This is a genomic window from Entomohabitans teleogrylli, from assembly GCF_001484765.1.
Classification (GTDB): domain Bacteria; phylum Pseudomonadota; class Gammaproteobacteria; order Enterobacterales; family Enterobacteriaceae; genus Entomohabitans; species Entomohabitans teleogrylli.
On the sequence record NZ_LLXO01000012.1, the window covers coordinates 183,838 to 208,583 of the forward strand.

The following is a 24,746-nucleotide window of genomic DNA, read 5'->3' on the forward strand; positions in this document are numbered from 1 at the left end:
AATCATTAAATTTGTGCAGATTTTTTCAACGGTATTTAATTATCGTAGTAGCGTTGTGACCTGAAATTAGTAAAGTTTTTTTTGTGAGTTTTTGCAATCTATTGATTGTCTTCGGGTTATTTAATCCGTATTATCTAATAACGCCCGATTTTTCATTTTACCGGTCTGGCTTGTGACTTTATGCGTTACAGTTGATGATTAATCGGGCGTCATTTTCAAATAAGGCCAGTTGTCACTGGCCTTATTATTTATAATGCATCAGCGGTAAATGTCGGCGCTGGCATGTATATTATTATTGCTTCCCGGCTCATGCATCAATATCACATGATAATAACCCGCGTCTGTGGCATCGGCTGCTGCAGAGAGTGCCGCTTCGGCTTCATCCGCTGTGGCGAAATTATGATTAATGTAAATTACGCCCAGGCTATGTACGTCATCCATATTACGAGCCTGCTGGCCATCAATTTTTATTGCGGCAACTGCCGTTGCGCTGAATAGTAATAATGTGGTGAAGATTACTGTTGCGATAGTTTTCATGGTGTTTACTCCACAGGTTACCCCGGTTTCTGGCTGCTATCTCCTTACTGCTGTCTGATTTCTGAAATTAAGTATAGTCGTTTTTGACAGCGCTAATAGCGACAATGTTTGATGATGATTGTCAAAAAAATCGTGGCAGGTCGATTTCTCCCACTCCCTAAAATGGAGTTTATTTTTAAGGTGTTACGTCGTCATCTGCCGTGATCGGAATTCATGAATGGCGACAGACTTTTGACCTGCTATCTGAAAAAACGCGTAGCCGGGATAACGCGCTCTCCCTGCGGGAAAATTTTCAGTACAATCCTTGTGCTATAGCGCGCAGGCTCACAGGGAGGGGGAGTATGAAGCTGGTGAAAAAGAGCAGGCTGGTCTCTTTACAGGGAATGGCAGAAAAAGTCTATGAAGTCGAACTGTGCGAGTTGCAGAACGGCGATGACAACCGCTTTGTGGTGAATTTTCGCTATGGACGGCGCGGAGGCACGCTGCAGGAAGGGACCAAAACCCCCTCGCCAGTCGATGGCGCGCTGGCGGACGCCATTTTTAATAGTGTGGTGGTAGCAAAGATCAACAAAGGCTATCAGGAATCCGGCGTTCGAACGTTAGCCGGTACTCATTCTTCTTTCTCCTCTTCACTGCGCACCTTTCTACGCCGTATCGATCAAAACAAAGACAGCGCGCAGCGCGGGCGCATGATCTGGCGTCTGCCCCAGCAGTCGGACGCCATGCTGGCCGACTGGCTGGAAAAAGGGTTGAATCCGCAGCATAGCTGGCAGGAGAACTATTCCCGGCTCTGGGGGCTGGGCCGCGTGGCGACCAGCCGCAATCTGACCCGGGTCAGCGCATTTCTGGAAAACGAACTCCCCCACCTGCGCCATCTGGCCGCGGAAGTCATGTTCCGCCTTGGCGATGATGACGCCGTCGCCACATTGAAGCAGCAAAATCTGGCGGCGATGCCTCCGGCGCTGGTGGAGGCTATTGCCGGGAATGACCGGGCGACGCTGGACATTTTATTGCCTCAACTGGTGGTAGCGCAGAATCCGCAGGCCAGCGATGTGTTGCGGCGTATCTACCTGGCGGCGCTGGACAGCGTGCCGCTGTATCAGAGCCTGCTGTGTCTGCTGGATAATCTGCCGCTGAGTCCCGGTCTGTTCCGGGGCGTGCGCTATCTGTTCAAAATGGCCGAATTCCGTCTCGATGGGCCGCTGTTTGCGCTGCTGGCCTGGCGTTTCGACACCACCCGGGAGTTTTACGCCTGCCAGGATGATGGCGTTTATCTGGCGGATGTCGGTTATATCAGGCCCAGTCAGGAGCTGACGCGGGACGACAGCCGCCTGGCGTATTCGCGCAAAACCCGTGACTATTTGCGTCGCCGCAGCTGGCGGGCCCTGCGGCGCTTAGGTGTGCGGGAAGATCCGCGCTATGTAGATATGGCCTGTGAGGTGCTGCTGCGCTATCGCGCCGCTATATCTGAGCCCTGGGATGCGGACGATGACGATAGCGGTGATTATCCCTTGTCGGTCTGGCAACACTTTGAGGATGCGCATTTTTTTGCCTGGAACGCGATTTTACGGTCTAACAATCCGCAGTTTCGGCGTCATATCCGCAAACCCCTGTGGGAACAGAGCGATAAAGTGGCGGGTGATGGCCGCACAGAGGCATTTCCCGGTCTCTGGGATCGGCGTCCGGATGCGTTGTTGCGCCTGTTGATCCACTGCGACAGTGAACCGGTTTGCCAGTTCGCGCTGCGCGCCCTGAAAGATAACCTGACATTTTGTCGCGCGCTGGCGGAAGAGGATGTGTTGCGGCTGCTCGCCCGACCTTACCCGAAGATCATTGATTTTACGATTTCGCTGCTGGCCGGGCGTGCGCTCAGCCCTGCGCTGCTGGTGGCGTTGATAAACAGCGGCCACCCGCAGGCGGTTACCCTGGCACTGACCCATCTGGGGAATATCTCCACGCTGTTTGCCGACAGCGCTCTGGCGGCACAACTGCTGTTAATTGATAACGCGATGTTACGCGGCTGGCTTAGCGGGCGGCTGAATCAGGAACGCCCTGGCGGCATCGCGCAAACCGCCGTTCAGGAGGCGCTGCTGCAGCGCGCCGGCGCCGCGGATACCACCTTCGGTGAAGAGCATGCTTTATGGCTGGCCGCTCATCTGGCCAGCTACTTCAGCCAGGCGCCGGTCCCGACGCTGGCGATGCTGGGTGAACTGCTTGAGCAGCGCGATGATGGCGTACAACTGTTGGCGGCGCGTCTGCTGGTATCCGGACCGTATTCCTTAAGCGATATTCCTGAGCCGCTGGTGGCGCGTATTCACCACTCCTCCTGTGCGGCGATACGGGCCGCTGGCGTTGCCCTGTTGGGTAAGCAGAGCGTTGAAGGGCTATTCAGCCAACTGGCGCTGATTGTCGATCTGATCATGTGCGGTGAAGCGCCGGAACAGCAGGCCTGCTACGGTTTACTGGCGCAACTGACGGCGCCTTATCCCCAGGCGGTTTTCGATCAACTGTTCCCGCTGTTGTTTAAAAAGGAGCGGCTGGAGGGCCAGCATCAGGCGCTGCTGGCATTTATGACGCAGCAGCTCCAGGAACCGCTGGCGCGACTGGATAAAGACACCCTGTGGCGTCTGCTCCATGCGCGTTCACTGGCGGCTCAGGCGCTGGGATACGATGTATTGCAACGCCGTTCGCCGCTGGAGTTCAGTATCAGACAGTGGGTAGCGCTGGCCGGCCATGCCGACTTGCGGGTGCGTGACTATGCGCTGCGGGCGTTTGAACAGTATCCGCAGGTTGTTCGGGAGCATAGCGCGGATGCGCTGGCGCTGCTGGAAAGCGAGTGGCAAACGACTCGCGAGGCCGGTTTCGATTTTTTCCGCAGCCATTTTGCGGCGGAAAACTGGACGCCGGACCTGATCGTCAACCTGTGCGATAGCGGCCGTGAAGATGTGCAGGCATATGGTCGGGAACTGTTGCAAACCTTCTTTCAGCGCCAGCAGGGCGAACTGTATCTGCTGCGTCTGAGTGAGCATCCTTCCGCCACGGTTCAGACGTTTGTGACCCGTTTCTTCCACGACTATGCCGCCGGCAAACCGGAGATTATTCTGGCTCTGAAGCCCTGTTTCCTGGCCATATTGTCGCAGGTTAACCGCGGGCGCCTGGCCAAAGATCGGACGCTGGCATTTTTGACCGAACAGGCGCAGACCAGTCCACAGGTACTGGAGATGGTGTGTGAAATCTTCACTCGCCTGTCGTTGACGGTGGTGTTTAAGGACAAGGCGCCGCTGATTGGCGCCATGCTGGCGTTACGTCAGCGGCATCCCGATCTGCCGCTGCCGCTGGCGATTTCCGCGAGACCGGTAAAGGGAAACTATCATGCAGGTTAATTATCGCTACCAGGGAAAAAGCCGCTTAACCGACGATGGCGGCCAGACCAGTCTCGCCTTTGTCCCGGACAGTTTGCGTCAGCCGGCGTTTTTCGTCGGCGAACTGAAAAACAAACTGGCGTTTCGTGAAGCTATCTCGGCGCTGCATAACGTGGTTATCTCCGATATGCGTTTTCAGCCCAAAAACCGCGACGAGTACCAGCGCTGGCTGGCCGCAGAAGAGCAGCGGCTGCTGGCGGAGTTCCTCGGTACCAAAGCCAGTCTGCAACAGGAGACAGGGAAGGTCGTCGCGGAGTTAGCGACGATGAGCCAGCAGGAACAGCATCTTTTGGCGCCGTTTCGCCGGGCGCAGAACGCCTATTTTAATTACCTGTATAAAAAGGATATTGACGCCTGGTATGTGCTGGATCCGGTGATCACCGTCCACCCTGATGAAGTGTTCTTTGAATGTTTCTCAGAAGATGAGTCCAGCTACGGCAAGCTGAGCTGCCACTACGAGGTGTTTGATAATATCAGCGACCACGCTTACGGCACGACCAACATCGACTACTCGGAAGGGCTGTATCAGGCCTTCCAGAAGATCCGCAGCTATCGCCAGACGCAACTGAAAATTGATCCGGACGGATTCGCGCTGCATACCGATGGCAGCGAGTTTGAAGAGAAGAAAATCTCACTGCCGGACAGTTGGGTACGCGGCTTTTTGCAGGTCAGTTCCGCCATGACCCTGCCGATGGTCACCTTCACCCTACAGCCAGGGGATATTTACAATCTCTGCTACCTGCTACGTCGCCGCAAAGAGCGTCACGGTCCGCGGGCGCTGCGGTTTATGCTGCAGCCTGGCCAGCCGGTAAAAGTGATGCTTGAACCCTGGGGAGAAGTGTTGACCTGCCCACGTTCGCTGTACAGTGGCGATCAACCGCGGGAAATCCGCATCTGGGGGCGGCGACGCCTGCATATTCTGGAACGTCTGATTCCGGTGGCGAATCGGTTTGACATCAGTTTGCTGGGGGACGGCATGCCCTCTTTCTGGGTGGCGGATCTCGGAGATATGCGTTTCACCCTCGGTCTGTCCGGCTGGAGTGCTAACGACTGGTCCGGACAGGGGAATTTCGATTTACTCGCCCCCCGCCAACAGGTAGATAACCAGACGCTGGAACGGGTTTATCAGGCGCTGAGCGCGAGTTGGGCGGAGTCCAGCGCCTCGCTGGCCGCCCGGCTGGGGCTGGATGAGGATGTCGTGAAGGCGGCGCTGGCGGGTTACAGTCAGCATGGCCAGGTGCTGTATGACCTGGGGAAAGACGTTTATCGCATCCGGGCGCTGTGTCGCGAGCCGATTGCGCTGGATCGTCTGCGCTTCGCTCATGAGCGCGAAGAGAAGGCCAGTAACTTTGTTATGGCGAATCTGGTAAAGGTGACTCGTTGCGAAGGCAATGAGCAGGGCATGGCGATAGAGGGTGAAGTGCTGGACAACGCAGTGCGTTATCCGGTGGCGCTGTGCCTGGACGGCGATCGGCGGCTGGTCGAAGGGCATTGCGCTTGCTTCTACTTTCATCAGCATCGTCTGCGTCGCGGCCCGTGTGAACATCTGCTGGCGTTGCGCCAGGCGGCCAGGGAGCAGGCGTCATGACACTGTTGGCGATATCAGACGATTTTGCAGTTGAAGCATGCGGGCAAATCCATATACTGGGTAACAATAGCGGCGTGGCGACTCAACCTTGCATCCCGGATGGTGGATCGCCATTCAGGTTTTATGACTACCCACGCGTCACTGATGCAATCTTCACTGGGCAGAGTCTCGGTACCCGTCACCATTGCGGTATGACTTCACAGAAGTCAATAGGTGACGGGTACCGGACTCTGCGTCGAGTTGATTCCCTCAGTACCAGGAACTCTTCGAAGGCATTTTCCGCCACGCCGCTACCCTTCTCCGCGTTTCCTCGTGTTTATTCCGCTTATCCCGCATTACGTCCAGGGAGTGTACGTTATGTCTGAATCACCTAAGCTGACGCGCCAGGAGATTTATCAGCGCATTCGCGAAACCAGCAAAGAAGAATATATCCTCGCGGAAATGATCCGCCTCGGATTCTGGGATGGCGACCAGGAGAAACCGGGGCTGACGGAAGCGTTTATCGCCCGCCGCGCTGAACTGGAGAAAAAGTTGCGTGCGCTGGGCGTCGAGCAAAATCTGTACCGCGATCCGCAAAAGGCGCTGGACGAGTTGCATAAGGCGCGTAAAAAAGCGGCGCTGGAAAAGCGCGAACAGACTCGCAAAGCGCGGGCGGAAAAGCGCTGGCAGCGGGCGCTGGCGTGGCATCAGACCCAGCAGTCCGCCATCACCTGGCTCGGGGAGGGGGTCTCTTGCGGCCTTGAGAATTGCGAACAGGATACTGCGCGCCTGCAAGGTCAAAACTTGCCGCTACTGCCTGACAGCCTGGCGCTGGCCAGCGCTATGGGGATCTCCCTGAATGAATTACGCTTTCTGTGTTTTCAGAAAGCGGTGTCGCAGGTTAACCACTACCGGCATTTCGCCATCGCCAAGAAAACCGGCGGCGAGCGCCATATCTCCGCGCCGATGCCGCGCCTTAAGCGGGCCCAGTACTGGCTGCTGGAAAATGTGCTGCAGCGTGTCGCCGTTCATGAGGCGGCTCACGGTTTTGTCGCCGGACGCAGTATTCTGAGCAACGCGCTGCCGCATGTGAATAAAGCAGTGGTGGTCAATCTTGATATGGAGAACTTTTTCCCGACCATCAGCTACCGGCGGGTGAAAGGGGTTTTTCGCCATCTGGGCTATTCAGAGCAGATAGCGACCGAAATGGCGCTGCTCACTACCGAGCCGGAGGTGGAGTGCGTCACGCTGGATGATGAAAAATGGTTTGTGCGCCAGGGAGAGCGTTTTCTTCCCCAGGGGGCGCCCACCAGTCCGGCGCTATCGAATATCCTGTGTCGGCGTCTTGACAGCCGTCTGAACGCCATGGCGCAAAAACTGGGGTTTACCTACACCCGCTATGCGGACGACGTCACTTTTTCCTGCGCCGGTCGGGACGGGAATGTTCAGCAGTTGCTGTGGCGCTGTAAGCAGATCATTCAGGATGAAGGGTTCCGGGTTCATCCGGCGAAAACCCGCGTGATGCGTAAACCGCAAAAGCAGGAAGTGACCGGGGTGGTGGTCAATGAAAAGCCGTCGGTAGACAAAAAAACGCTGCGGCGCTTTAGGGCATTACTGTTTCAAATTGCCAGAGACGGCATGGAAGGCAAGTGCTGGGGCAGCGGCGAACTGATGGCCAGTGTTGAGGGGTATGCGAATTTTGTGGCGATGATTGCGCCGGAGAAGGGCATTGCGTTGCAAAAGCAGGTCACCGATCTGAAGCGCCAGTATGGCTATGAGGTGAAACCCGGACGTATTACGGCCCTGAACCGCAGGCTGTTTCGCGCCAGGGCAGCCCGCGGCGAGGCGCCGCGCGACAACTGGTGGCAGGCGCAGGGGCGGCCGCAGCCGCAACTGGAGTATGTCGAGCCGCCGCAGAAGAGGGTAGAGGCGAGCGACGCCGCCGTACGTTTCTCCAGGCGGGGCCATGGCGGTGAGAGCGAGGCGCCGCGCCGTCGCCATTCCGTGCTGTGGTGGCTGTTTCTGGCGCTGGTGGTCTGGCTAATTCTGCGCATACTGTAAATTGCCCGCCAGGCCTTGCGTTTACCAGGCGGCGTAAGTAGAATGACGCGTCAATTTTTCAGCCGCCTTTCAAACACGTTCCTTGCCTCCCCGGGCCGCGGCTGACCCAGACAGGAGGCTGAATAATCCGTAAGGAGCAATTCGATGCGTCATTACGAAATCGTATTTATGGTTCATCCTGACCAGAGCGAACAGGTTCCGGGCATGATCGAGCGTTACACTGGTGCTATCACCGGTGCTGAAGGCAAGATCCATCGTCTGGAAGACTGGGGCCGCCGTCAGCTGGCTTATCCGATCAACAAACTGCACAAAGCGCACTACGTTCTGCTGAACGTTGAAGCGCCGCAGGAAGCGATCGATGAGCTGGAAACTAACTTCCGCTTCAACGACGCCGTTATCCGCAGCATGGTTATGCGTACCAAACACGCTGTAACTGAAGCTTCTCCGATGGTTAAAGCGAAAGACGAGCGTCGCGAGCGTCGTGACGATTTCGCTAACGAAACCGCAGAAGATGCTGGGGATTCTGAAGAGTAATTACTGATGGCCAACCGTCTGGCGCTGTCCGGCACCGTGTGCAGGGCACCCGTTCGTAAGGTCAGCCCATCAGGAATTCCACACTGCCAGTTTGTGATTGAACATCGCTCTGTGCAGGAGGAAGCCGGGTTTCACCGGCAGGCGTGGTGCAGAATGCCGGTTATTGTTAGCGGGCAGGAAAACCAGGCCATTACTCACAGTATAACGGTCGGTACGGTAGTTACCGTTCAGGGGTTCGTGAGTTGCCACCAGGCGCGCAACGGGCTGAGTAAACTGGTACTGCATGCCGAGCAGATTGAATTGATAGATTCTGGAGACTAGCCAAATGGCACGTTATTTCCGTCGTCGCAAGTTCTGCCGTTTCACCGCGGAAGGCGTTCAAGAGATCGACTATAAAGATATCGCTACGCTGAAAAACTACATCACCGAAAGCGGTAAGATTGTCCCGAGCCGTATTACCGGTACCCGTGCAAAATACCAGCGTCAGCTGGCCCGCGCTATCAAGCGCGCGCGCTACCTGTCTCTGCTGCCGTACACTGATCGTCATCAGTAATCGGCCACGGTCCACTAATACGAGACTTTGAGAGGATAAGGTAATGCAAGTTATTCTGCTTGATAAAGTAGCAAACCTGGGTAGCCTGGGTGATCAGGTCAACGTTAAAGCGGGCTATGCTCGTAACTTCCTGGTTCCGCAGGGCAAAGCTGTGCCGGCTACCAAAAAGAACGTTGAGTACTTCGAAGCACGTCGCGCTGAGCTGGAAGCCAAACTGGCTGACGTTCTGGCGGCTGCAAATGCTCGCGCTGAGAAAATCAACGCGCTGGAATCAGTAACCATCGCCTCTAAAGCGGGTGACGAAGGTAAACTGTTCGGTTCCATCGGTACCCGCGATATCGCTGACGCTGTAACCGCAGCTGGCGTTAACGTGGCCAAGAGCGAAGTTCGCCTGCCGAACGGCGTTCTGCGTACCACTGGCGAGCACGAAGTTGACTTCCAGGTACACAGCGAAGTATTTGCTAAGCTGATCGTCAACGTTGTAGCTGAATAATTCGTTATTCGCTGAACGTCGAAACGCCGGCCTGTGCCGGCGTTTTGCTTTTCCCTGCCATGATTTTTCTTCTTTTCCTACCTTCGTTTCAAAATTGCCGACCTGGCAGTAGTGATTATTTTTTGTTTAGCAGATAATAAAATTGAAACGCAATTTTATATCTGGTGAATGGAATGGATACGATTTCAGTCTTTGCCCGCAGAAATGTGGTGTTTGCCTGTGCGACGCTATGCTGTCTGCTATGGGGAAGTGCCTACCCGGGCATTAAAGGTGGGTATGAAATTTTCCACATTGCCGCCCACGACATCCCGTCGAAAGTGGTTTTTGCCGGCTGGCGGTTTTTGTTCGCCGGGCTGGTACTGTTGGTGTTAGCGGTATTGCAGGGCAAAGCGATCGGCCGCCTGCGTCCGGTTCAGTATGGTCAGTTGATGGCCCTGGGGCTGTTTCAGACCACGGTGCAGTATGTTTTCTTCTATATCGGGCTGGCGTTCACCACCGGGGTTAAAGGATCAATCATGAATGCCACCGGGACCTTCTTCAGCGTGCTGCTGGCGCACTTCATTTACCAGAATGACAAGTTGAGTTATCACAAAGCTTTGGGCTGCATCGTTGGATTTTCCGGCGTGATGGTGGTGAATTTTAACAGTCAGTTGATGGATTTCAGCTTTAACTGGCTGGGGGACGGATTTGTGGTTTTGGCGGCGTTTGTGCTTTCTGCTGCAACGCTGTACGGCAAGCGTATTTCCCAGACTATCGACCCGACGGTGATGACCGGCTATCAGCTGGGATTCGGTGGGCTGGTACTGACCGTTGGCGGCTATGCGGCGGGGGGCGATTTGACGATTCACGGCTGGGAATCGGTGGCGATTCTCGGCTATCTGGTGCTGCTGTCGTCCGTTGCCTTCGCCCTGTGGAGCATTTTGCTGAAATACAATCGGGTGGGGATGATCGCGCCGTTTAATTTCCTGATTCCGGTTTCTGGCGCGGTACTGTCGGCGATTTTCCTCGGTGAGAATATCCTGGAGTGGAAATATGCGCTGGCGCTGGTACTGGTGTGTGGCGGGATCTGGTGGGTGAATAAACCAAAAGTAATCGGCAATGGTGGCTGAAGCGTCACCTGTTGCCTGCTCAGATTGTGAAGTCTGACGCATTCTTCCTGGTGTCGCCCTGGCAGATCGTGCCAGGGCGTTGGTTATGTCAGTCCGTCATCATCAGCAGGGTTTCGCCCTGCTGGACGATTTTTCCTTGCTGGTTAAATAGCTGCAGAGCAAAGGTGACAATCCCCCTGTCAGGTCGCCGCGTCGGGCGTTTTTTAACGACAGTGATATGGGCAAAAATACGATCTCCCGGCAGCAGCGGTGTGCAGAATGACCAGTTCCAGTTTAATGTTGCGACGGCTTTTAAACGCACGCAGGAGCGGTTTTTCAGGCCATCAGTTAGCGCCAGGCCTAATAAGCCGTGAGCAATCCGCCCGGGAAAACCTTTCTCCCGGGCAAATTCGTCGTCCATATGAACATCAAAAAAATCTCCGCTGATGCCAGCAAAAGCAACGATTTGTGATTCGGTTATGTTGAGGGCTGGAGTCTGATAGTAATCCCCCGGTTGTAGCATGGCGTAGCCATATTCACCTGCTGTGAGCTCGGTTCCTGAGGGAAGGGACGTTTCCGGTTGAGTCATGTTCTTTTCCTTTTTTCAACACATTGAGATGTGGATTATTTCGTTGAAGAAACATCATGCTAATGATTTTTTGGTACAGATATTTATCTTCCGGGTTGAATATAAAACTTGTTTCTGACGCTTTTTTTCAGAACCGGGATTGGTCATCAAATGAGAACACAATAGATAGCTCTGCTGGTTAATGCTTTATGGTTGCGTGGCTAACTCTCTTTGTTCAACCAGCTTTGGCGGCTTAATAACAAACCACAGAACCAGCGCGCCGATAATGTCTAAAAAAGCCAGGACGATAAAGAAGGTGGAGAATCCAATTGCGGTAACAAAAGCGCCAATGAATATATTGAATATAAGCTGCCCGGTATAACCACAACCGCCGGAAAGACCCACCACGGTGGCGACCTCATCTTTTTCAAACAAATCTGCACCCATGGTTGCAACAACGGTCGATAAACATTGATGAGAAAAAGCGCCGATACTGATTAGCAATACGGCGATATAAGGGTTAGTCACAATACTGACAAGGCCGATCGACATCATTGTTATGGCGGCGAAAGTGAAGGTGATGCGTCGTGAGTTAAGAAGACTGATACCCCGGTCATGGAAAAATTTAGCGATAAACCCGCTGGAAAGACAACCAATATCACCCAATAAAAAGGGGAGCCAGATAAACATGGCAATATCTTTCAGACTGAAGTGAAGGGTTTCAACAAAGAAAACAGGTACCCAGAAATTAATTGTTCCCCATGCCGGTTCGGCCAGGAATCGGGTGATGCCAATACCCCAGAAATTACGTTTTTTCAGAACGTGGAGAATGGAAACACGGTTATTTTTATTGGCATCTAAGTGTTTTTCCTGCCCGGATTCAATATACTCACGTTCTTCATCAGATAATCCTTTGGCATCTTTGGGGTTTTTATAGAAGATAAACCATACTAAAGCTGCAAATAATGCCAGACTACCGGAAACCAGAAACGCAAACTGCCAGCTGTGGAACATAATGCACCAGGCAATGAGCGGCGGGGCCAACATTGCTCCCAATGACGTTCCGGTGTTGAAAAAACCAGCGGCAATGCCGCGTTCTTTAGCCGGAAACCATGTGGAGACTGTCTTGATACCAGAAGGGAAGACTGAAGCCTCGCTGATACCCATAATACCGCGCATAAAGGCTAAACCCTGCCACGAGCCGGCTAATGCATGGCCCATGGTGGCAAGGCCCCATATAATAATACAAATACCGAAACTGAGTTTTAAGCCGATTAAATCGATAAAAAATCCCATTATGGGCTGGCCTATGGTATAGGCCAGCTGGAATGCGCTGACAACCCATGAGTACTGTTCTTTTGTTATTCCCATGGTTTGCATTATCGTTGGTGCGGCGACGCCTAATGCCGTCCTGTCCAGATAGTTAATAACTGTGATGAAACATACAAGGACAATAATATGCCATCTGTAGTGTTTGATTTTTTTCATGGTTAACCCTTTGATATTGTAATGGTACTGCTGTGTGAGTTTATGAAATATCTAACCCTGCCCTGATTAAGTTACCCTGACTATAAAATTCAGTGCCTGAAGTAAAATTTAAGTTATCCTGATTGATATATATTGCCGAGAAGAAAGTCGGGCCATTTCTTCTCAAAATAATTATTTTTTACATCAGGGATGTCGCGTAATTTTTTCTGGCTGATAATAAATTTCTTCTGGAGAAATTGAATTGTTAATTTTTTATTTCTATCGTTTGCCTGCTCAGGGCGAAAGCGCCATTGTTCCGCAGGGCCCTGTCGGGTTAATGGCAAACAATCGCCTTGTTTGTCGAGAATAATCCGCGCGCCGCGACTGCCCCCGCCATTGGCGACATAATGATTTAACATCGCCAGTACTGCGGCAGAGGTCAGGGCCATGTGCCGCCACATAAATAACTCCGTTACTTCGGCGGTATGATGAATCGTCAGGCCATGGTGAGAAATCGCCTCTACGAGTCGCCAGGCATCACTGCTCGCCTGGCTTATTTCGTCAGCATGGCATATAAAGCCTGCCGAATCGGACATCCGCGCCTGGATCTGTTTTTTTATCGTGATTATCGACTGGCCTTCCGGATTAGCTAATGCCTGCTCAATGATGTTTCTGATAGCGGCTAATTCAGCACCAGCCTGTCGTCTGACATCGTAATGAGGTGTCTGGCGAGCGGTGTTCGCGATGTAGCGCGCCAGCCGCACTGCGAAAACCTGGCCGGCATTCAACGCCGCGCCGCCGGGGCGTGTAACGCCGTGGGTACCTGCGACTTCGCCGACAGCGAAACAGCCTGGCAGAGAGGTTTGTCCCCAGATATCCACTTCAATACCGCCGTTCATATGCTGGTTATTCATGGCGAATTGCAGGGGGGCCTGCGCCAGATCGTAACCATGCATTTTATATAAGGCGATGGATAGTGGATTCATTTGTCTGAGACGATCAATCGGCCGTTCACCCAGCGCCTCGTTATTCTCCAGATATGCACGTACATCCTCATCCAGTCGCTGTAACGAAAAGGGCTCATCTCCTGTTACCGGCAATGGATTACGCCTGAAGTCCATAAAAACATGGCGGCCCAATTGTTGCTCTTGTGCCACAGCCATATCCAGCAGGCTGGAGCCAAAATCCATCACTCTGGTGGCGTGGAATGGCCATTGATAACCTTTGCGGAAGATATTCGACGCCAGCTCTTGTGTGGTGCGATAGTAGTTCGCCAGAAAATTGTGTTCATTTCCCTTGTCATCCACCGAGTAGATATACGGAATGACTTGTACGTAAGTGCCGGACAAATTCCACGGAAAGGCGCTGCGCGGTGTTCCAATACCGAACTGGCTTTCGGTGAGGTTGGTCAGTGTTAGCCCTTCTTCCAGCGCCAGCCCCAGCGAACCGAAACATTTTTTCGGATAAACGCTGTCGCGGTAGAGTTCGCCAGGACCGCCCGTTGCCAGTACGACGTTGGGTGCTGTCACCAGCGCCAGTCCCCATGGATTATGTCGCCGTGAGCCGGTCGCCAGAATAGCGCCGGCAACGCGTTCTGTACCATCGTCGTTGCGCTGGCGCAGGAGTTTAATCACCGTGGCGTTGTTTAACACCGGGATATTGAGCCGCTGTACTTCTTCGAGCAGTACCTTGACCATGAGCCGCGAGGTTCGTGGACCACAGGAGGTGGCTCGCCCGGCTTCATCGTGATCGGTCTGATAGCGCAGAATCGCGCCCAGGCGATCCTCGGGTAATTCCAGGCCCAGATACTGTAGACCGCCCAGGGTATGTAGCGAACCGACGGCTTCCACATAAGCGGTGTCGTAATCCATTGCCCCTCCGCTGGCCAGCGCCTGTGCCAGCTTCAGAAAGTTATCGCCCTTTCCGGCGGTGGCGGCGGTAAACAGCGTCTGTTTATCCGATCCTGAGCAGGCAGAGGTGCCCATGTATAAGCCGGCGGTTGCCAGCAGGGTATTCTGATGGCGGCGCTCTAATTCCACTGCCGCGCGTAGACCGGCAGCGCCGCTGCCGATCACCAGCACATCGGCTTGCCGGATCGGATAGTTCACACCGTCGATATTCACCACCGAGACGGGCTCTGCCGGCGTAAATCCTTTTGGAAAAGAGACATGTGTCAGGGCGTCAAGAATGGCATCATTAATTTGGCTCATGATGCCCCTCCATCGGCGTGAACAGCGCGCTGTCCATCAGACGCGGCTGTTTTATGAGCGGTTGGAACGCCATATAAGGCAAAATATCGCGTTCGATGTCGATGCCGGGAGCGATCTCCGTCAACTCGACGCCTTCCCCGGTCAGCCTGAAGACCGCTCGTTCAGTGATGTAAAGCACCTCCTGACCGCGCTGTCGTGCATATGCGCCGCTGAAGGTAATTTTTTCTACCTGAGCCACCAGCTTCGGCACCTGGCCTGGCTGGACGATTTGCAAACCATCCTGGGTGACATTGATTTTGCTGCCCCTGGCGTCAAATGTGCCGCAAAAAACCACTTTATGGGCATTTTGTGCAATTTCAATAAAGCCGCCCGGGCCAATAAGATTGCCGTTGAGATGCGAAACGTTGACATTGCCTTGTTGATCCATCTCTCCCATGCCGAGGAAAGTGATATCCGCGCCGCCGCCGCTGTAGAAGTCAAATTGATCCAGCGAGGGGATAATCGCATCGGCATTTCGCGCGCAGCCAAATAGCGCGTCATCAAGCATCATGCCGTTATGTACCCCCTGTTCGACGCTCAGCCATAGGGTGTTAAATGGCACACCTTCACGCAGGGCTATGCCTGGAATGCCGCCGGGCATCCCAAAACCAAAGTTGGTGGATGCGCCAGCGACCAGCTCGCGCGCGGCGCGGCGGGCAATCAGCCGACGAACGGGATGAGAGACCAGTTCAATAGAGTTTTGTGAGCAAAGACGGCGGTGTTGGCCGCTGATGGTCAGATCGTAACCACCCAGGTAAGTTTGCGGCTGGTCGTGGTATTCCACGATACCGTTAACCAGAATGCCTGGTATTTTTACCGAACGCGGCGTTATGGAACCTGTTTCGAGTATATCGCGTACCTGAACGAAAACTTTTCCCCCGCTGTTATGCGCAGCCAGCGCCATAGAATAGCAATCCAGGTCAACCGCTTCCTCTTCCAGGCTGATATTGCCGCGCAAGTCAGCATAGGTGCCGCGTAAAATGGCGTAATCCACCTTAAACGGTCGATAGCGCAATTTTGTTTCGCCATCAATTTCGATTAATTCCACCAGATCTTCGGTGCTGCGGGCATTGGATTTGCCTCCGCCATGGCGCGGATCGACAAAGGTTCCCAGGCCGACATGGGTAATCAGGCCGGGTCGGCCGGCGCCGATTTCACGTAATAACGTCTGGATCACGCCACTGGGAAAACACCAGGCCTCAATCTGCTGGCTTTTAATCAGCGCCTGCATTCTTGGTGACCAGGTAAAATGCCCGGCAATGACGCGTTTCAGCATCCCGGCGTGAGCAAAACGGTTGGTTCCTTTACTATCACGATCGCCAATACCTAATGAATGTACCAGCGTTAGGTCGCGAGGATGTCCGGTTTCCAGAAAACGTTTTTCCAGCGCCTGTAGCAGATAATCGGCTTCTACCATCCCTCCACCATTACCGCTGATGGCAATGGTTGCTCCATCCTGAATGGTGGCGACCAGCGATTCGGCCGTCATTAACTTATTCATATACTGTTCCCTGGTGATGGTTTTTTAGATAACTTATTGATTTTGAAAATTAATGTCACATTTTTGCCCAAAGACGCGAGTCGCCTGCTGGCAGTCCTGCGTTGCGGACATTAATCCAGCCAGTAACTGGTGCTGATACTCGGTATGTTTATTTTCCAGCGTTAAAATGAGCTGTTTAATATGCGCCAATGCCGCCGGAGCACATTTTTCCAGGTGAGTTAATTGATTGGCTATCCAGTCGCCTGTTTGATCCTGATCGACAATTTCGTTAATTAAGCCGGTGGTCAGCGCTTGTTGCGCGGTGAGGCGTTTGCCTAACATCAGCATCTGGCGGGCGAGATTCGGGCCTACCTGATTAAGCAGACGTTCAATCCCCATCCAGCCGGGAATCATGCCAAGTGTAACTTCCGGGGTGGAAAATGTTGCATGGGGACGTGCGATACGAATATCGCAGCACAGGGCAAGTTCAATACCTCCACCGATAGTGTGACCGTTGATATTCGCTATCGTCAATTGAGGAAGGTTACGCAGCCGACTAAATACCTGGTTGCCGCGCTTAATCCATTTTCTGCCCATATTTAATGGCGAATAGCCTGACCAGGATTTAATATCGCCGCCGGCGCAGAAAAATTGCTTACCGTTAGCGGTTAATTCGACTAAACGTAGTGTGGCGCTGTTTTCGATGTCATCTAAGTAATGATCGAGGAGTTCAATCATCTCTTCATTAATGGCATGACATTTATCTTCGCGATTCAGCGTCAGGCAACAGGAGGTCGCCGTTCTGCTGAACAGAATGGGTTGGCCGCTCATGATTAATCCTTAACAATAGTGCGCGATACGATCGACGCTAATATCCAGAATGTGGTTGATATCTTTTTGCCACCAGTACGAGGAAAAAATTTCCAGCTCGATTGCGCCATTAAATCCTGTGTTTTCTACCCACTGGCGAATGGCTGGAATATCAATAACCCCATCGCCAGGCATTCCCCGCCCGTTAACCAGATCATTGGTCGGCACCAGCCAGTCGGAGACGTGGAAAGCGAGGATGCGCTTTCCGGCGCGCCGGATCTGGCTGGCGAGGTCGGGATCCCACCAGACGTGGTACACGTCAACCGCGACGCCAAGCCCAAATTCACCATCGGGATCCAGCTCATCGCACCAGTCCAGCGCCTGGCGCAGGGTACACAGGCAGGAGCGATCGGCGGTGGTCATCGGATGCAGGGGCTCCAGGGCGAGTGGTACCCCCACAGCGCGCGAGTGCGGCAATAGCTGGCGAATACCTTCTTTCACCTGATTACGTGCTTCATCCAGGTCTTTGCTACCCTGCGCCAGGCCGCCGACCACCTGGATATAACAGGCGGCGTTAAGCTGGGCGGCATCGTCCAGCGCCCGCTGGTTGTCGGCAATCGCCCGGCGCCGCTCCGCGAGCGTGGGCGCAGTGTAATAGCTGCTGCGGCACAGGCCGGAAACTGCCATATTGTTGGCCGCCAGTTGGCGGGCAATATCCGGCAAATGTTGATTTTCCAGCTCCCGTCGCCAGGGGGCGATAGCGCCGATGCCGCGCTGCGCGCAGGCGTCAATGATGGCGGGCAGCGGGCTGTTAAATCCCAGCGTCGCGGTGTTGATGCTGTAGAGGTCAGGGCGCTGGAGTAGGTTTCTCATCGGCCACCTCAGAAACGCGGCATGCTCAGCCCGCCGTCGATGGCGACAGGCTGACCACAGGTGTAGATCATTTTTCCTTCCGCCATCGCCCGTACCGTAGAAGCAATGTCTTGCGGATAGCCCCAGCGTCCCCAGGGGACCAGTCCATTGGCGATTAATTCATCGTAATAAGCGGTTGCGGGAATAGTCATATCGGTTTTGATCAGACCCGGGCGGATCTCGTAGACGCCGATATGATCCGCGCACAGCCTGGCGGCAAACAGCCGCGCGGCGGCGGAAACAGCGGTTTTGGCGATAGTGTATTCGCCACGGTTCATTGCCAGCATCACGGCGTTGATGGAACTGACAAAAATGATTGAGCGGTGCGGCAGCTCGCCATGCGGTTTTGGTTGCGCCAGCAGACGCTTGCTGAATGCCTGGGCGAGGAAGAACGGCGCGCGGGTGTTGATGGTGATGTTTTCATCGAAGCTGTCGGGCTTCAGGTCGAGAATATCGCCGCGTTTCTTCACTGAAATACCGGCATTATTGAGCAGGCAATCCAGACGCCCCCATCGATTTTGCGCGGCATCAAGCATCTCCTCATGAAGCGTAAGATCGCCAATATTTGCCGGGAAGATAATTACGTCAGCACCTTCCGCTATACATTCCTGCTGCGTCGCGGCAAGTTTTTCAATGCTATCGCTGTCGGGGCGATCGTTAATCAGTAGATTGAATCCTGCTCGCGCTAACTCAACGGCGCAGCCTTTACCGATACCGCGAGCGGCGCCAGTGATAACGGCGACAGGTCTGTCAGATGTCATCTTTAAACCTCATTAATCATGTCGTTTTATAATGGGGACTAAGATGCCTTTAGATTAAATCTGGATCAACCATCTGGTTGGTTGATGCGTGAGAATGATCACGAACGTTTTTTTAACATAATGAATTATATCTATTTTTTATCTGAGTGGTCAGTTGTGTGTAGGAAGGGGCCGTTAGGGAATGTATGCCGGCCCGGAAACGGGCGCTGGTTTCATTCTCTGGCATCCATGCCTGGATTGGTTCAGCCGTGGCGGGTTGATGCCATGCTGAAGGGATCGTTACGCAGTGGCGCTTTCGGACTTTCCTTTCTCCCGCCCGGGGAGGAGGATTTAACGCCTGACCGGTTTTTGTATGAAAAACGCTCATAATCTTGTCCTGAATGAGTATATAATAGGGAAGCAAGATTATGGTGAGGAATTAAGATGTATTTTGATACCAGCAATGTGCAGAGCCTGAAAGAAAAGCTGCTATTGTGCGCGATTAATGAATTTGCTGAATATGGTTATGAAGGTGCCAGAGTAGATAATATCGTGAAAGCAGCTAATTGCAGTAAGCAAACTGTTTATCACCATTTTGGTAATAAAGAAAATTTATTTATTGAAGTTCTCGAATATAGTTGGAATGATATTCGTGAAAAAGAAAGGCACATTGATTTTTCAGGACTTTCTCCGGTGCAGTCAATGGAGAAGTTTATTGATTTCACATGGGATTACTTTGTGCAAAACCCATGGTTTATAAAAATCATTCATTCTGAAAACCAGAGCCGTGGTGAGCATTATAAAAAATCATTACGCTTGCCAGAGATCAATCATTCGCATCTGGAGTTAATGGAAGGATTACTGGAAGAGGGAAAAAAGCAAAATATTTTTAAACAGGATATTGATCCACTCCAGGTGAATATTAGCCTTGCCGCTTTGGGGGGGTATTATATCCTCAATCAACATACGCTGGGGCTGGTTTATCATATTAATATGGTATCCCCCGAAGCCCTGGAGACCAGGCGCAGAGTCATCAAAGAGACGCTGCTGAGCTGGCTCCTGGTGGCAAAATGATGCAATGTGCGGGCACTATTGCGCCCGAATAAAATTGCCGCCCGGCTGGCGGGTAAACAGCGCCTGCTGACCATTGCCGATATCCACCATCAGGCCCGTCACTACGCCGCGGCTATCCTGGCGAATCTGCACCACCTGGCCGGAGCGTAAGTTGCTCAATGGCTTACCCGCTCCTTCTACCTGCGCCATGGCGTATACGTCGGCTGGCGGCAGATTATGATCGCGAAATACCTGAGCCAACGTCTTCCCCGCTTCGATCTGGTAACTACGCCACTGTTGCTGCTCATTGTTATTCTGCGCGGCTGGCGGCGGGCTATCATCCGGCTGCTCTTCCTGCACCGGTTGCGGATCAATCGGCGCAACCGGCTGGTTCGCGGTGGGGTCGGGAGAGACTATCTCCGGCTGAGCCGCAGGCGGCTGTCCGGGGAGATTAAGCGGCGTTTCGCGGGTTACCGCGGGTCCGGAAGGCGTATCGGGAGAGGGCCACAGAAAGCCCACCACCATAACCAGCGCGGCGATAATTATCCCGCGGCGGTGCGGCGGCGGCAGGGGATCCATCAGCCGGATGTTGTCCGGCGCGTGCCAGATTCGCGTCAGCAAAGGTTTGATAGCAAATCGTACAGGCATGCTTTCCTCCTGTTGCGCATGAAGCGGTTGGCCTGATGGTCTGTGCCGCCGGCGCTGGTATCAGACGGCAGGAACCTCGCCAGTGATGAGATTGTTCTCATCGCTTCCTCATTATTTTTATTGCTGGCCGGCCACCTGGCGCAGCCATTACCAGTATAGCCTGCTAAGCCGTTGATGCCCGAGGTATTGTCCGGTTCCGTGATGTTATCGGATTTATCGACAGCGTCGCGGTTATTGTTTCCGTTTCCCGGGGATTTGTCATCTTTCCTTATCCAGCATTTTACCCTGTCAGGATGGGCTGTTATGCTGCCCGCTACTTTTGTACACCATAAAAGGTAAATCCATGACAACTCCTTCTTTTGACAGCGTTGAAGCACAGGCAAGTTACGGGATCGGTCTGCAGGTCGGTCAGCAACTGCGGGAATCCGGTCTGCAGGGGCTGCTGCCGGAAGCGCTGGTCGCCGGTCTGCGCGATGCGCTGGAAGGCAATGCGCCGTCAGTTCCGGTAGATGTGGTGCACCGCGCGCTGCGTGAAGTACACGAGCGTGCGGACGCGGTACGCCATGAGCGCCAGCAGGAGCAGGCGGCGGAAGGCCAGAAATACCTCGACGAAAACGCAAAGCGCGAAGGAGTGAACAGCACCGAATCCGGCCTGCAGTTCCGGGTAATTACCCAGGGTGAAGGCGAGATTCCGGCCCGTAAAGATCGCGTGCGGGTGCATTATACCGGGAAGCTTATCGACGGTACGGTATTCGACAGCTCCGTGGCGCGCGGCGAACCGGCTGAATTTCCGGTCAGCGGCGTGATTCCGGGCTGGATTGAAGCGCTGACGCTGATGCCGGTGGGCTCGAAGTGGGAACTGACCATCCCGCATAATCTGGCGTATGGCGAGCGTGGCGCCGGGGCGTCGATTCCGCCGTTCAGCACCCTGGTGTTTGAAGTCGAACTGCTGGATATTCTTTGATGAAGTCTGAAAAACCCGCTACGGCGGGTTTTTTTATAACCAAACTGTGCTGAAGCGCGATTTTATCTTGCATATGCCTCCGTTCCAGGTATTTTTGTGAGTGGAATCGCGTTATTGAATTTATTTCATACAAAATCAAAACATAAAATTAACATATTATCTTAGCGCGCTAATTTCGCGGAAACTGGACAGTACACCCTGGCGTGGACTGTCCTTGCACTCTGCGTCACACGCCGTAACCAAAGGCCATCAGAGCCTGAATAAAACACAACACATATACAGACAGGAAAGTTAAACATGGTAGATCAGGTCAAAGTCGCCGCAGAGGCGGCGGAGCCAGCGCCCACAGAGCGCACGCTACGGCGTAATCTCACAAACCGGCATATCCAGCTCATCGCAATTGGCGGCGCTATCGGGACCGGTCTGTTTATGGGCTCCGGTAAAACTATCAGTCTCGCCGGTCCTTCGATCATTTTTGTTTATATGATTATCGGCTTCATGCTGTTCTTCGTGATGCGGGCGATGGGCGAATTGCTGCTGTCGAATCTGGAGTACAAATCGTTCAGCGATTTCGCCGCCGATCTGCTCGGGCCGTGGGCGGGGTATTTCACCGGCTGGACTTACTGGTTCTGCTGGGTGGTGACCGGTATGGCCGACGTGGTGGCCATTACCGCTTATGCCCAGTTCTGGTTCCCGGGGCTGTCGGACTGGGTCGCTTCGCTGGCGGTGGTCCTGCTGTTGCTGGGGCTGAATCTGGCCACGGTCAAGATGTTCGGCGAGATGGAGTTCTGGTTCGCGATGATCAAGATTGTCGCCATTGTGGCGCTGATCGTGGTCGGTCTGGTGATGGTGCTGACGCACTTTACCTCCCCGAACGGCGTGGAAGCATCGTTTGCCCACCTGTGGAATGACGGCGGCTGGTTCCCGAAAGGGATTAGCGGGTTTTTTGCCGGCTTCCAGATAGCGGTCTTCGCCTTTGTGGGGATTGAGCTGGTGGGAACCACCGCGGCGGAAACCAAAGACCCGGAAAAATCCCTGCCGCGCGCCATTAATTCAATTCCTGTCCGGATCATCATGTTCTACGTGTTCGCGCTGATTATTATCATGTCGGTCACGCCGTGGAGCTCGGTAGTGCCGGAAAAGAGCCCGTTCGTTGAGCTGTTTGTGCTGGTGGGGCTGCCGGCGGCGGCCAGTATTATCAACTTTGTGGTACTGACTTCGGCGGCGTCTTCAGCGAATAGCGGCGTCTTCTCTACCAGCCGGATGCTGTTCGGCCTGGCGCAGGACGGCGTGGCGCCGAAACTGTTCGCTAAGCTGTCTAAGCGCGCGGTACCGGCCAAAGGGCTGACCTTCTCCTGCATGTGTCTGCTGGGCGGCGTGGTGATGCTGTATGTGAATCCTGACGTGATCGCCGCGTTTACTATGATCACCACCGTATCGGCGATTCTGTTTATGTTCGTCTGGACGATTATTCTGTGTTCTTATCTGGTGTATCGTAAAAACCGTCCGACGCTGCATCTGCAGTCGATTTATAAAATGCCGCTGGGTCGTTTGATGTGCTGGGTTTGCATGGCGTTTTTTGCCTTTGTACTGGCGCTGTTGACGCTGGAAGAGGATACCCGCCAGGCGCTGATCGTTACGCCGCTGTGGTTTATTCTGCTGGGGGTGTGCTGGATTTTTGTCGGCAAGAGACGTCCGGCGATGCTGGATAAATAACCCGGCTGAGACAGGAAAAAGGGGAGGCGTCTGCTGGCGTCTCCCCTTTTTAATGATGGTCGCTGGCTCAGCGTTCCCCGGCCAGGGCGCGTGGGAACAGCACATTATTCTCAAGGCTGATGTGGTTCATCAGGTCGTCGGTCATCTCGTTGATGCCGTTATACAGCGCCTTCCAGGTCGTGCAGGCTTCCGGCGGCGGCGTGATGTTGTTCGTAATGTGTTTGATCACCTCCAGCAACTCTCCTGCTTCGTCGTGCTCGCTCTCCATCACGTTAATCGGGCCGCCGGCCTGAGCGCCCATCCCCTGTTTAATCATCGGGAACAGGATTTGCTCTTCTTTCATCATATGGCTGCTCAATTCCTGATACAGCAGGGTGAGGTATTTCTCCAGGCCGCGCGGCACGCTGGGCTTGTCGGCGTGTACCCGCTCCACTTTGTGCGCCTGCAAAATAAGCTCCGGCAATTGCTCACGGTGCCGGTCATGGTAGCGCGCGATGATATGATCGATGATCGCCGCCAGCGGCGCCTGGCGCCAGTCATGCTCCGGCGGCTGTTCGGCCAGCGTCGCCAGCTCGGCTTCAATGGCGGCGATATCCAGATTCTGACGCGTGGCCGCACGCAGCAGAGTTTGCCGACCGCCGCAGCAGAAATCGAGATTGTATTTGCGAAACAGTGCCGAGGCGCGGGGAATGGAGAGCGCCAGTTCACCTACAGGTTGATCGCGAAAGGCCATAGCAGATTCCTCATTAACAATATAAGATGCATTTTAAATGCATCTTATATGAAAAACCATAACCCTTTGTGGTCAGATTATGAATCTGCGCTACGGCATACTGCGGAAATCTGTTTCTGCGGCTTTGCGCGTACGGCAATGATGACGCCGACGATCAGGCAGCCAATGCCGCAAAGGGTCAGCGGCGGTGGCCAGCTCTGGCGCAGCAGAAAGGCGTACAGCAGCCCGGCCAGCGTTTCGAAGACAATCAGCGGGCCGACCAGCACTGTAGGCAGGCGCTGGCTGGCGATATTCCAGCACAGGCTGCCCAGCCATGAGCACAAGACAGCGATAGCCAGCATCAGGGTGATAAACACGACCGGTCGCGGGCCGAAAGGAAGAGCGAAAGCGGGTTGGTCAGCCGCCAGCCAGCAGCATACCGCGCCATAGCCGATGAGGGAAAAAGGCAGCGTCGCCAGCCCCTGGGCGGTGGCCCACATCATCGGCGGTTTATCGGGGTTTTCCCGCAGCCATTGGGCGTTGCGCAGGGCATACCACGCCCAACAGGCGACGGCAAGCAGCGCCAGTACGATGCCGCTGCCGTAGCGCCCCCAGCTAAAATCCGCCAGGCCGTGCTGCAGTTCAGCATAGTTCACCATTGCCAGTCCCAGAGCCAGAATGGCCAGCGCAGGCGCCAGACGTCGCCACGGCAGTTTCCCGTCCCGCTGGCTATAGAGCAGGTTGGCGCATACCGGAATCACGACTGGCAGAGTCCCGATGATCATAGTGGAAACCGGCGCGCCGGTCCGCTGGATGGCGCTGGCCAGGCAGAGGTAATAGACGATATTGCCGATGCAGGAGAGTTTCAGCGCCGTCCGCCAGTCCCGGCGGCTTAACTGCCGCAGTCGCCTCCGCCCCAGCCAGCCAAGGGGCAGGGCAATCAGGCCCAGCGCCAGATAGCGGCCAAACGACTGCAACGCCGCCGGATATTCCGGCACGATTAGCGGTCCGACGAAAATTAATCCCCACATCAGCCCTGCCAGCAGAGCGTACAGTACACCCGTGAACATACCACCTCGATTCGGTTTGGATCGGCATCGCCAGTCTGGAGAGGAAAAAGCGCCGCGTATTGTATCAGCTTGCGCTTTACCGGCTGCCTGGTGCAGGTTCGC

Annotated in this window: 22 protein-coding genes; 11 read left to right on the top strand and 11 right to left on the bottom strand. The window is 54.2% G+C overall.

Annotated elements, in window-relative coordinates:
* Positions 1-258: 258 nt before the first annotated feature.
* The gene (locus tag AQ981_RS14925; protein WP_058912534.1) at positions 259-537 is read right to left on the bottom strand and encodes a YdgH/BhsA/McbA family protein; all 279 of its coding nucleotides are present in this window, start codon (positions 535-537) and stop codon (positions 259-261) included.
* 341 nt (positions 538-878) lie between these two features.
* Between AQ981_RS14925 and AQ981_RS14930 the strand changes: the two genes are divergently transcribed.
* From AQ981_RS14930 to AQ981_RS14965, 8 genes are all read left to right on the top strand, one after another.
* Positions 879-3,920, top strand: coding sequence for a hypothetical protein (locus AQ981_RS14930; protein ID WP_058912535.1), 3,042 nt, complete (start codon positions 879-881; stop codon positions 3,918-3,920).
* Positions 3,910-5,547 (top strand): hypothetical protein, encoded by a 1,638-nt coding sequence (locus tag AQ981_RS14935; protein WP_058912536.1) that lies wholly within the window; start codon positions 3,910-3,912, stop codon positions 5,545-5,547. The genes AQ981_RS14930 and AQ981_RS14935 overlap by 11 nt, the downstream gene beginning before the upstream one ends.
* Positions 5,548-5,904: 357 nt before the next feature.
* Entirely contained in the window at positions 5,905-7,587 is a 1,683-nt protein-coding gene (locus AQ981_RS14940) for a reverse transcriptase family protein (RefSeq protein WP_058912537.1), read from the top strand.
* Between the two features lie 144 nt (positions 7,588-7,731).
* A complete protein-coding gene (rpsF, locus tag AQ981_RS14945) occupies positions 7,732-8,121 on the top strand; it encodes a 30S ribosomal protein S6 (RefSeq protein WP_058912538.1) in 390 nt (129 codons plus the stop codon).
* Between the two features lie 6 nt (positions 8,122-8,127).
* Positions 8,128-8,442, top strand: coding sequence for a primosomal replication protein N (priB, locus tag AQ981_RS14950; RefSeq protein ID WP_058912539.1), 315 nt, complete (start codon positions 8,128-8,130; stop codon positions 8,440-8,442).
* A 4-nt stretch (positions 8,443-8,446) separates the two neighbouring features.
* The gene (rpsR, locus tag AQ981_RS14955) at positions 8,447-8,674 is read left to right on the top strand and encodes a 30S ribosomal protein S18 (RefSeq protein ID WP_000135199.1); all 228 of its coding nucleotides are present in this window, start codon (positions 8,447-8,449) and stop codon (positions 8,672-8,674) included.
* Positions 8,675-8,717: 43 nt separating this feature from the next.
* Entirely contained in the window at positions 8,718-9,167 is a 450-nt protein-coding gene (rplI, locus tag AQ981_RS14960) for a 50S ribosomal protein L9 (protein WP_058912540.1), read from the top strand.
* A 173-nt stretch (positions 9,168-9,340) separates the two neighbouring features.
* Positions 9,341-10,276: a DMT family transporter gene (locus tag AQ981_RS14965; protein WP_058912541.1), complete on the top strand. Its 936-nt coding sequence runs from the start codon at positions 9,341-9,343 to the stop codon at positions 10,274-10,276.
* An 88-nt stretch (positions 10,277-10,364) separates the two neighbouring features.
* Here AQ981_RS14965 and AQ981_RS14970 read toward each other — a convergent pair whose 3' ends face one another.
* From AQ981_RS14970 to AQ981_RS15000, 7 genes are all read right to left on the bottom strand, one after another.
* Complete coding sequence (locus tag AQ981_RS14970; RefSeq protein WP_058912542.1) at positions 10,365-10,844, bottom strand: MaoC family dehydratase; 480 nt, start codon at positions 10,842-10,844, stop codon at positions 10,365-10,367.
* Between the two features lie 186 nt (positions 10,845-11,030).
* Positions 11,031-12,311 (bottom strand): MFS transporter, encoded by a 1,281-nt coding sequence (locus tag AQ981_RS14975; RefSeq protein ID WP_058912543.1) that lies wholly within the window; start codon positions 12,309-12,311, stop codon positions 11,031-11,033.
* 113 nt (positions 12,312-12,424) lie between these two features.
* Positions 12,425-14,500 carry an FAD-dependent oxidoreductase gene (locus AQ981_RS14980; protein ID WP_058912544.1) on the bottom strand — a complete coding sequence of 692 codons (2,076 nt, stop codon included), beginning with the start codon at positions 14,498-14,500 and terminating at the stop codon, positions 12,425-12,427.
* On the bottom strand, positions 14,487-16,040 hold the full coding sequence (locus tag AQ981_RS14985; protein ID WP_058912545.1) for an acyl CoA:acetate/3-ketoacid CoA transferase: 1,554 nt from the start codon (positions 16,038-16,040) through the stop codon (positions 14,487-14,489). Before AQ981_RS14985 ends, AQ981_RS14980 begins: the two co-directional genes overlap by 14 nt.
* Before the next feature lie 33 nt (positions 16,041-16,073).
* The gene (locus AQ981_RS14990) at positions 16,074-16,850 is read right to left on the bottom strand and encodes an enoyl-CoA hydratase/isomerase family protein (RefSeq protein ID WP_058912546.1); all 777 of its coding nucleotides are present in this window, start codon (positions 16,848-16,850) and stop codon (positions 16,074-16,076) included.
* A gap of 9 nt (positions 16,851-16,859) precedes the next feature.
* A complete protein-coding gene (locus tag AQ981_RS14995) occupies positions 16,860-17,702 on the bottom strand; it encodes a sugar phosphate isomerase/epimerase family protein (RefSeq protein ID WP_058912547.1) in 843 nt (280 codons plus the stop codon).
* Between the two features lie 8 nt (positions 17,703-17,710).
* The gene (locus tag AQ981_RS15000; RefSeq protein ID WP_058912548.1) at positions 17,711-18,502 is read right to left on the bottom strand and encodes a 3-ketoacyl-ACP reductase; all 792 of its coding nucleotides are present in this window, start codon (positions 18,500-18,502) and stop codon (positions 17,711-17,713) included.
* Positions 18,503-18,925: 423 nt separating this feature from the next.
* On the opposite strand from AQ981_RS15000, the gene AQ981_RS15005 reads away from it, so the two are divergent.
* Positions 18,926-19,555, top strand: coding sequence for a TetR/AcrR family transcriptional regulator (locus tag AQ981_RS15005; protein WP_058912549.1), 630 nt, complete (start codon positions 18,926-18,928; stop codon positions 19,553-19,555).
* Between the two features lie 15 nt (positions 19,556-19,570).
* Here AQ981_RS15005 and AQ981_RS15010 read toward each other — a convergent pair whose 3' ends face one another.
* Entirely contained in the window at positions 19,571-20,182 is a 612-nt protein-coding gene (locus AQ981_RS15010) for an OapA family protein (RefSeq protein WP_058912550.1), read from the bottom strand.
* Positions 20,183-20,525: 343 nt separating this feature from the next.
* Between AQ981_RS15010 and fklB the strand changes: the two genes are divergently transcribed.
* Entirely contained in the window at positions 20,526-21,146 is a 621-nt protein-coding gene (gene fklB / locus AQ981_RS15015; protein WP_058912551.1) for a BamJ family beta-barrel-assembly machinery protein, read from the top strand.
* A 297-nt stretch (positions 21,147-21,443) separates the two neighbouring features.
* Positions 21,444-22,862 carry a D-serine/D-alanine/glycine transporter gene (gene cycA, locus AQ981_RS15020; RefSeq protein WP_058912552.1) on the top strand — a complete coding sequence of 473 codons (1,419 nt, stop codon included), beginning with the start codon at positions 21,444-21,446 and terminating at the stop codon, positions 22,860-22,862.
* Positions 22,863-22,929: 67 nt separating this feature from the next.
* Here the strand turns inward: cycA and ytfE are convergent, their stop codons facing one another.
* Together ytfE and AQ981_RS15030 are read right to left on the bottom strand one after the other, a co-directional pair.
* Positions 22,930-23,595, bottom strand: a complete 666-nt coding sequence (gene ytfE / locus AQ981_RS15025) for an iron-sulfur cluster repair protein YtfE (protein WP_058912553.1) — start codon at positions 23,593-23,595, stop codon at positions 22,930-22,932.
* Positions 23,596-23,672: 77 nt separating this feature from the next.
* A complete protein-coding gene (locus tag AQ981_RS15030) occupies positions 23,673-24,644 on the bottom strand; it encodes a DMT family transporter (RefSeq protein WP_058912554.1) in 972 nt (323 codons plus the stop codon).
* Positions 24,645-24,746 lie beyond the last annotated feature (102 nt).

What these genes read in the sequence shown, in the direction of transcription:
- AQ981_RS15000 (WP_058912548.1), bottom strand. Translation starts at nt 18,502, where the DNA reads ATGACATCTGACAGACCTGTCGCCGTTATCACTGGCGCCGCTCGCGGT.
- rplI (WP_058912540.1), top strand. Translation starts at nt 8,718, where the DNA reads ATGCAAGTTATTCTGCTTGATAAAGTAGCAAACCTGGGTAGCCTGGGT.
- AQ981_RS14925 (WP_058912534.1), bottom strand. Translation starts at nt 537, where the DNA reads ATGAAAACTATCGCAACAGTAATCTTCACCACATTATTACTATTCAGC.
- AQ981_RS14940 (WP_058912537.1), top strand. Translation starts at nt 5,905, where the DNA reads ATGTCTGAATCACCTAAGCTGACGCGCCAGGAGATTTATCAGCGCATT.
- AQ981_RS15030 (WP_058912554.1), bottom strand. Translation starts at nt 24,644, where the DNA reads ATGTTCACGGGTGTACTGTACGCTCTGCTGGCAGGGCTGATGTGGGGA.
- cycA (WP_058912552.1), top strand. Translation starts at nt 21,444, where the DNA reads ATGGTAGATCAGGTCAAAGTCGCCGCAGAGGCGGCGGAGCCAGCGCCC.
- AQ981_RS15010 (WP_058912550.1), bottom strand. Translation starts at nt 20,182, where the DNA reads ATGCCTGTACGATTTGCTATCAAACCTTTGCTGACGCGAATCTGGCAC.
- fklB (WP_058912551.1), top strand. Translation starts at nt 20,526, where the DNA reads ATGACAACTCCTTCTTTTGACAGCGTTGAAGCACAGGCAAGTTACGGG.
- AQ981_RS14975 (WP_058912543.1), bottom strand. Translation starts at nt 12,311, where the DNA reads ATGAAAAAAATCAAACACTACAGATGGCATATTATTGTCCTTGTATGT.
- ytfE (WP_058912553.1), bottom strand. Translation starts at nt 23,595, where the DNA reads ATGGCCTTTCGCGATCAACCTGTAGGTGAACTGGCGCTCTCCATTCCC.
- AQ981_RS14930 (WP_058912535.1), top strand. Translation starts at nt 879, where the DNA reads ATGAAGCTGGTGAAAAAGAGCAGGCTGGTCTCTTTACAGGGAATGGCA.
- rpsR (WP_000135199.1), top strand. Translation starts at nt 8,447, where the DNA reads ATGGCACGTTATTTCCGTCGTCGCAAGTTCTGCCGTTTCACCGCGGAA.
- AQ981_RS14970 (WP_058912542.1), bottom strand. Translation starts at nt 10,844, where the DNA reads ATGACTCAACCGGAAACGTCCCTTCCCTCAGGAACCGAGCTCACAGCA.
- AQ981_RS14985 (WP_058912545.1), bottom strand. Translation starts at nt 16,040, where the DNA reads ATGAATAAGTTAATGACGGCCGAATCGCTGGTCGCCACCATTCAGGAT.
- rpsF (WP_058912538.1), top strand. Translation starts at nt 7,732, where the DNA reads ATGCGTCATTACGAAATCGTATTTATGGTTCATCCTGACCAGAGCGAA.
- AQ981_RS15005 (WP_058912549.1), top strand. Translation starts at nt 18,926, where the DNA reads ATGTATTTTGATACCAGCAATGTGCAGAGCCTGAAAGAAAAGCTGCTA.
- AQ981_RS14995 (WP_058912547.1), bottom strand. Translation starts at nt 17,702, where the DNA reads ATGAGAAACCTACTCCAGCGCCCTGACCTCTACAGCATCAACACCGCG.
- AQ981_RS14990 (WP_058912546.1), bottom strand. Translation starts at nt 16,850, where the DNA reads ATGAGCGGCCAACCCATTCTGTTCAGCAGAACGGCGACCTCCTGTTGC.
- priB (WP_058912539.1), top strand. Translation starts at nt 8,128, where the DNA reads ATGGCCAACCGTCTGGCGCTGTCCGGCACCGTGTGCAGGGCACCCGTT.
- AQ981_RS14980 (WP_058912544.1), bottom strand. Translation starts at nt 14,500, where the DNA reads ATGAGCCAAATTAATGATGCCATTCTTGACGCCCTGACACATGTCTCT.
- AQ981_RS14965 (WP_058912541.1), top strand. Translation starts at nt 9,341, where the DNA reads ATGGATACGATTTCAGTCTTTGCCCGCAGAAATGTGGTGTTTGCCTGT.
- AQ981_RS14935 (WP_058912536.1), top strand. Translation starts at nt 3,910, where the DNA reads ATGCAGGTTAATTATCGCTACCAGGGAAAAAGCCGCTTAACCGACGAT.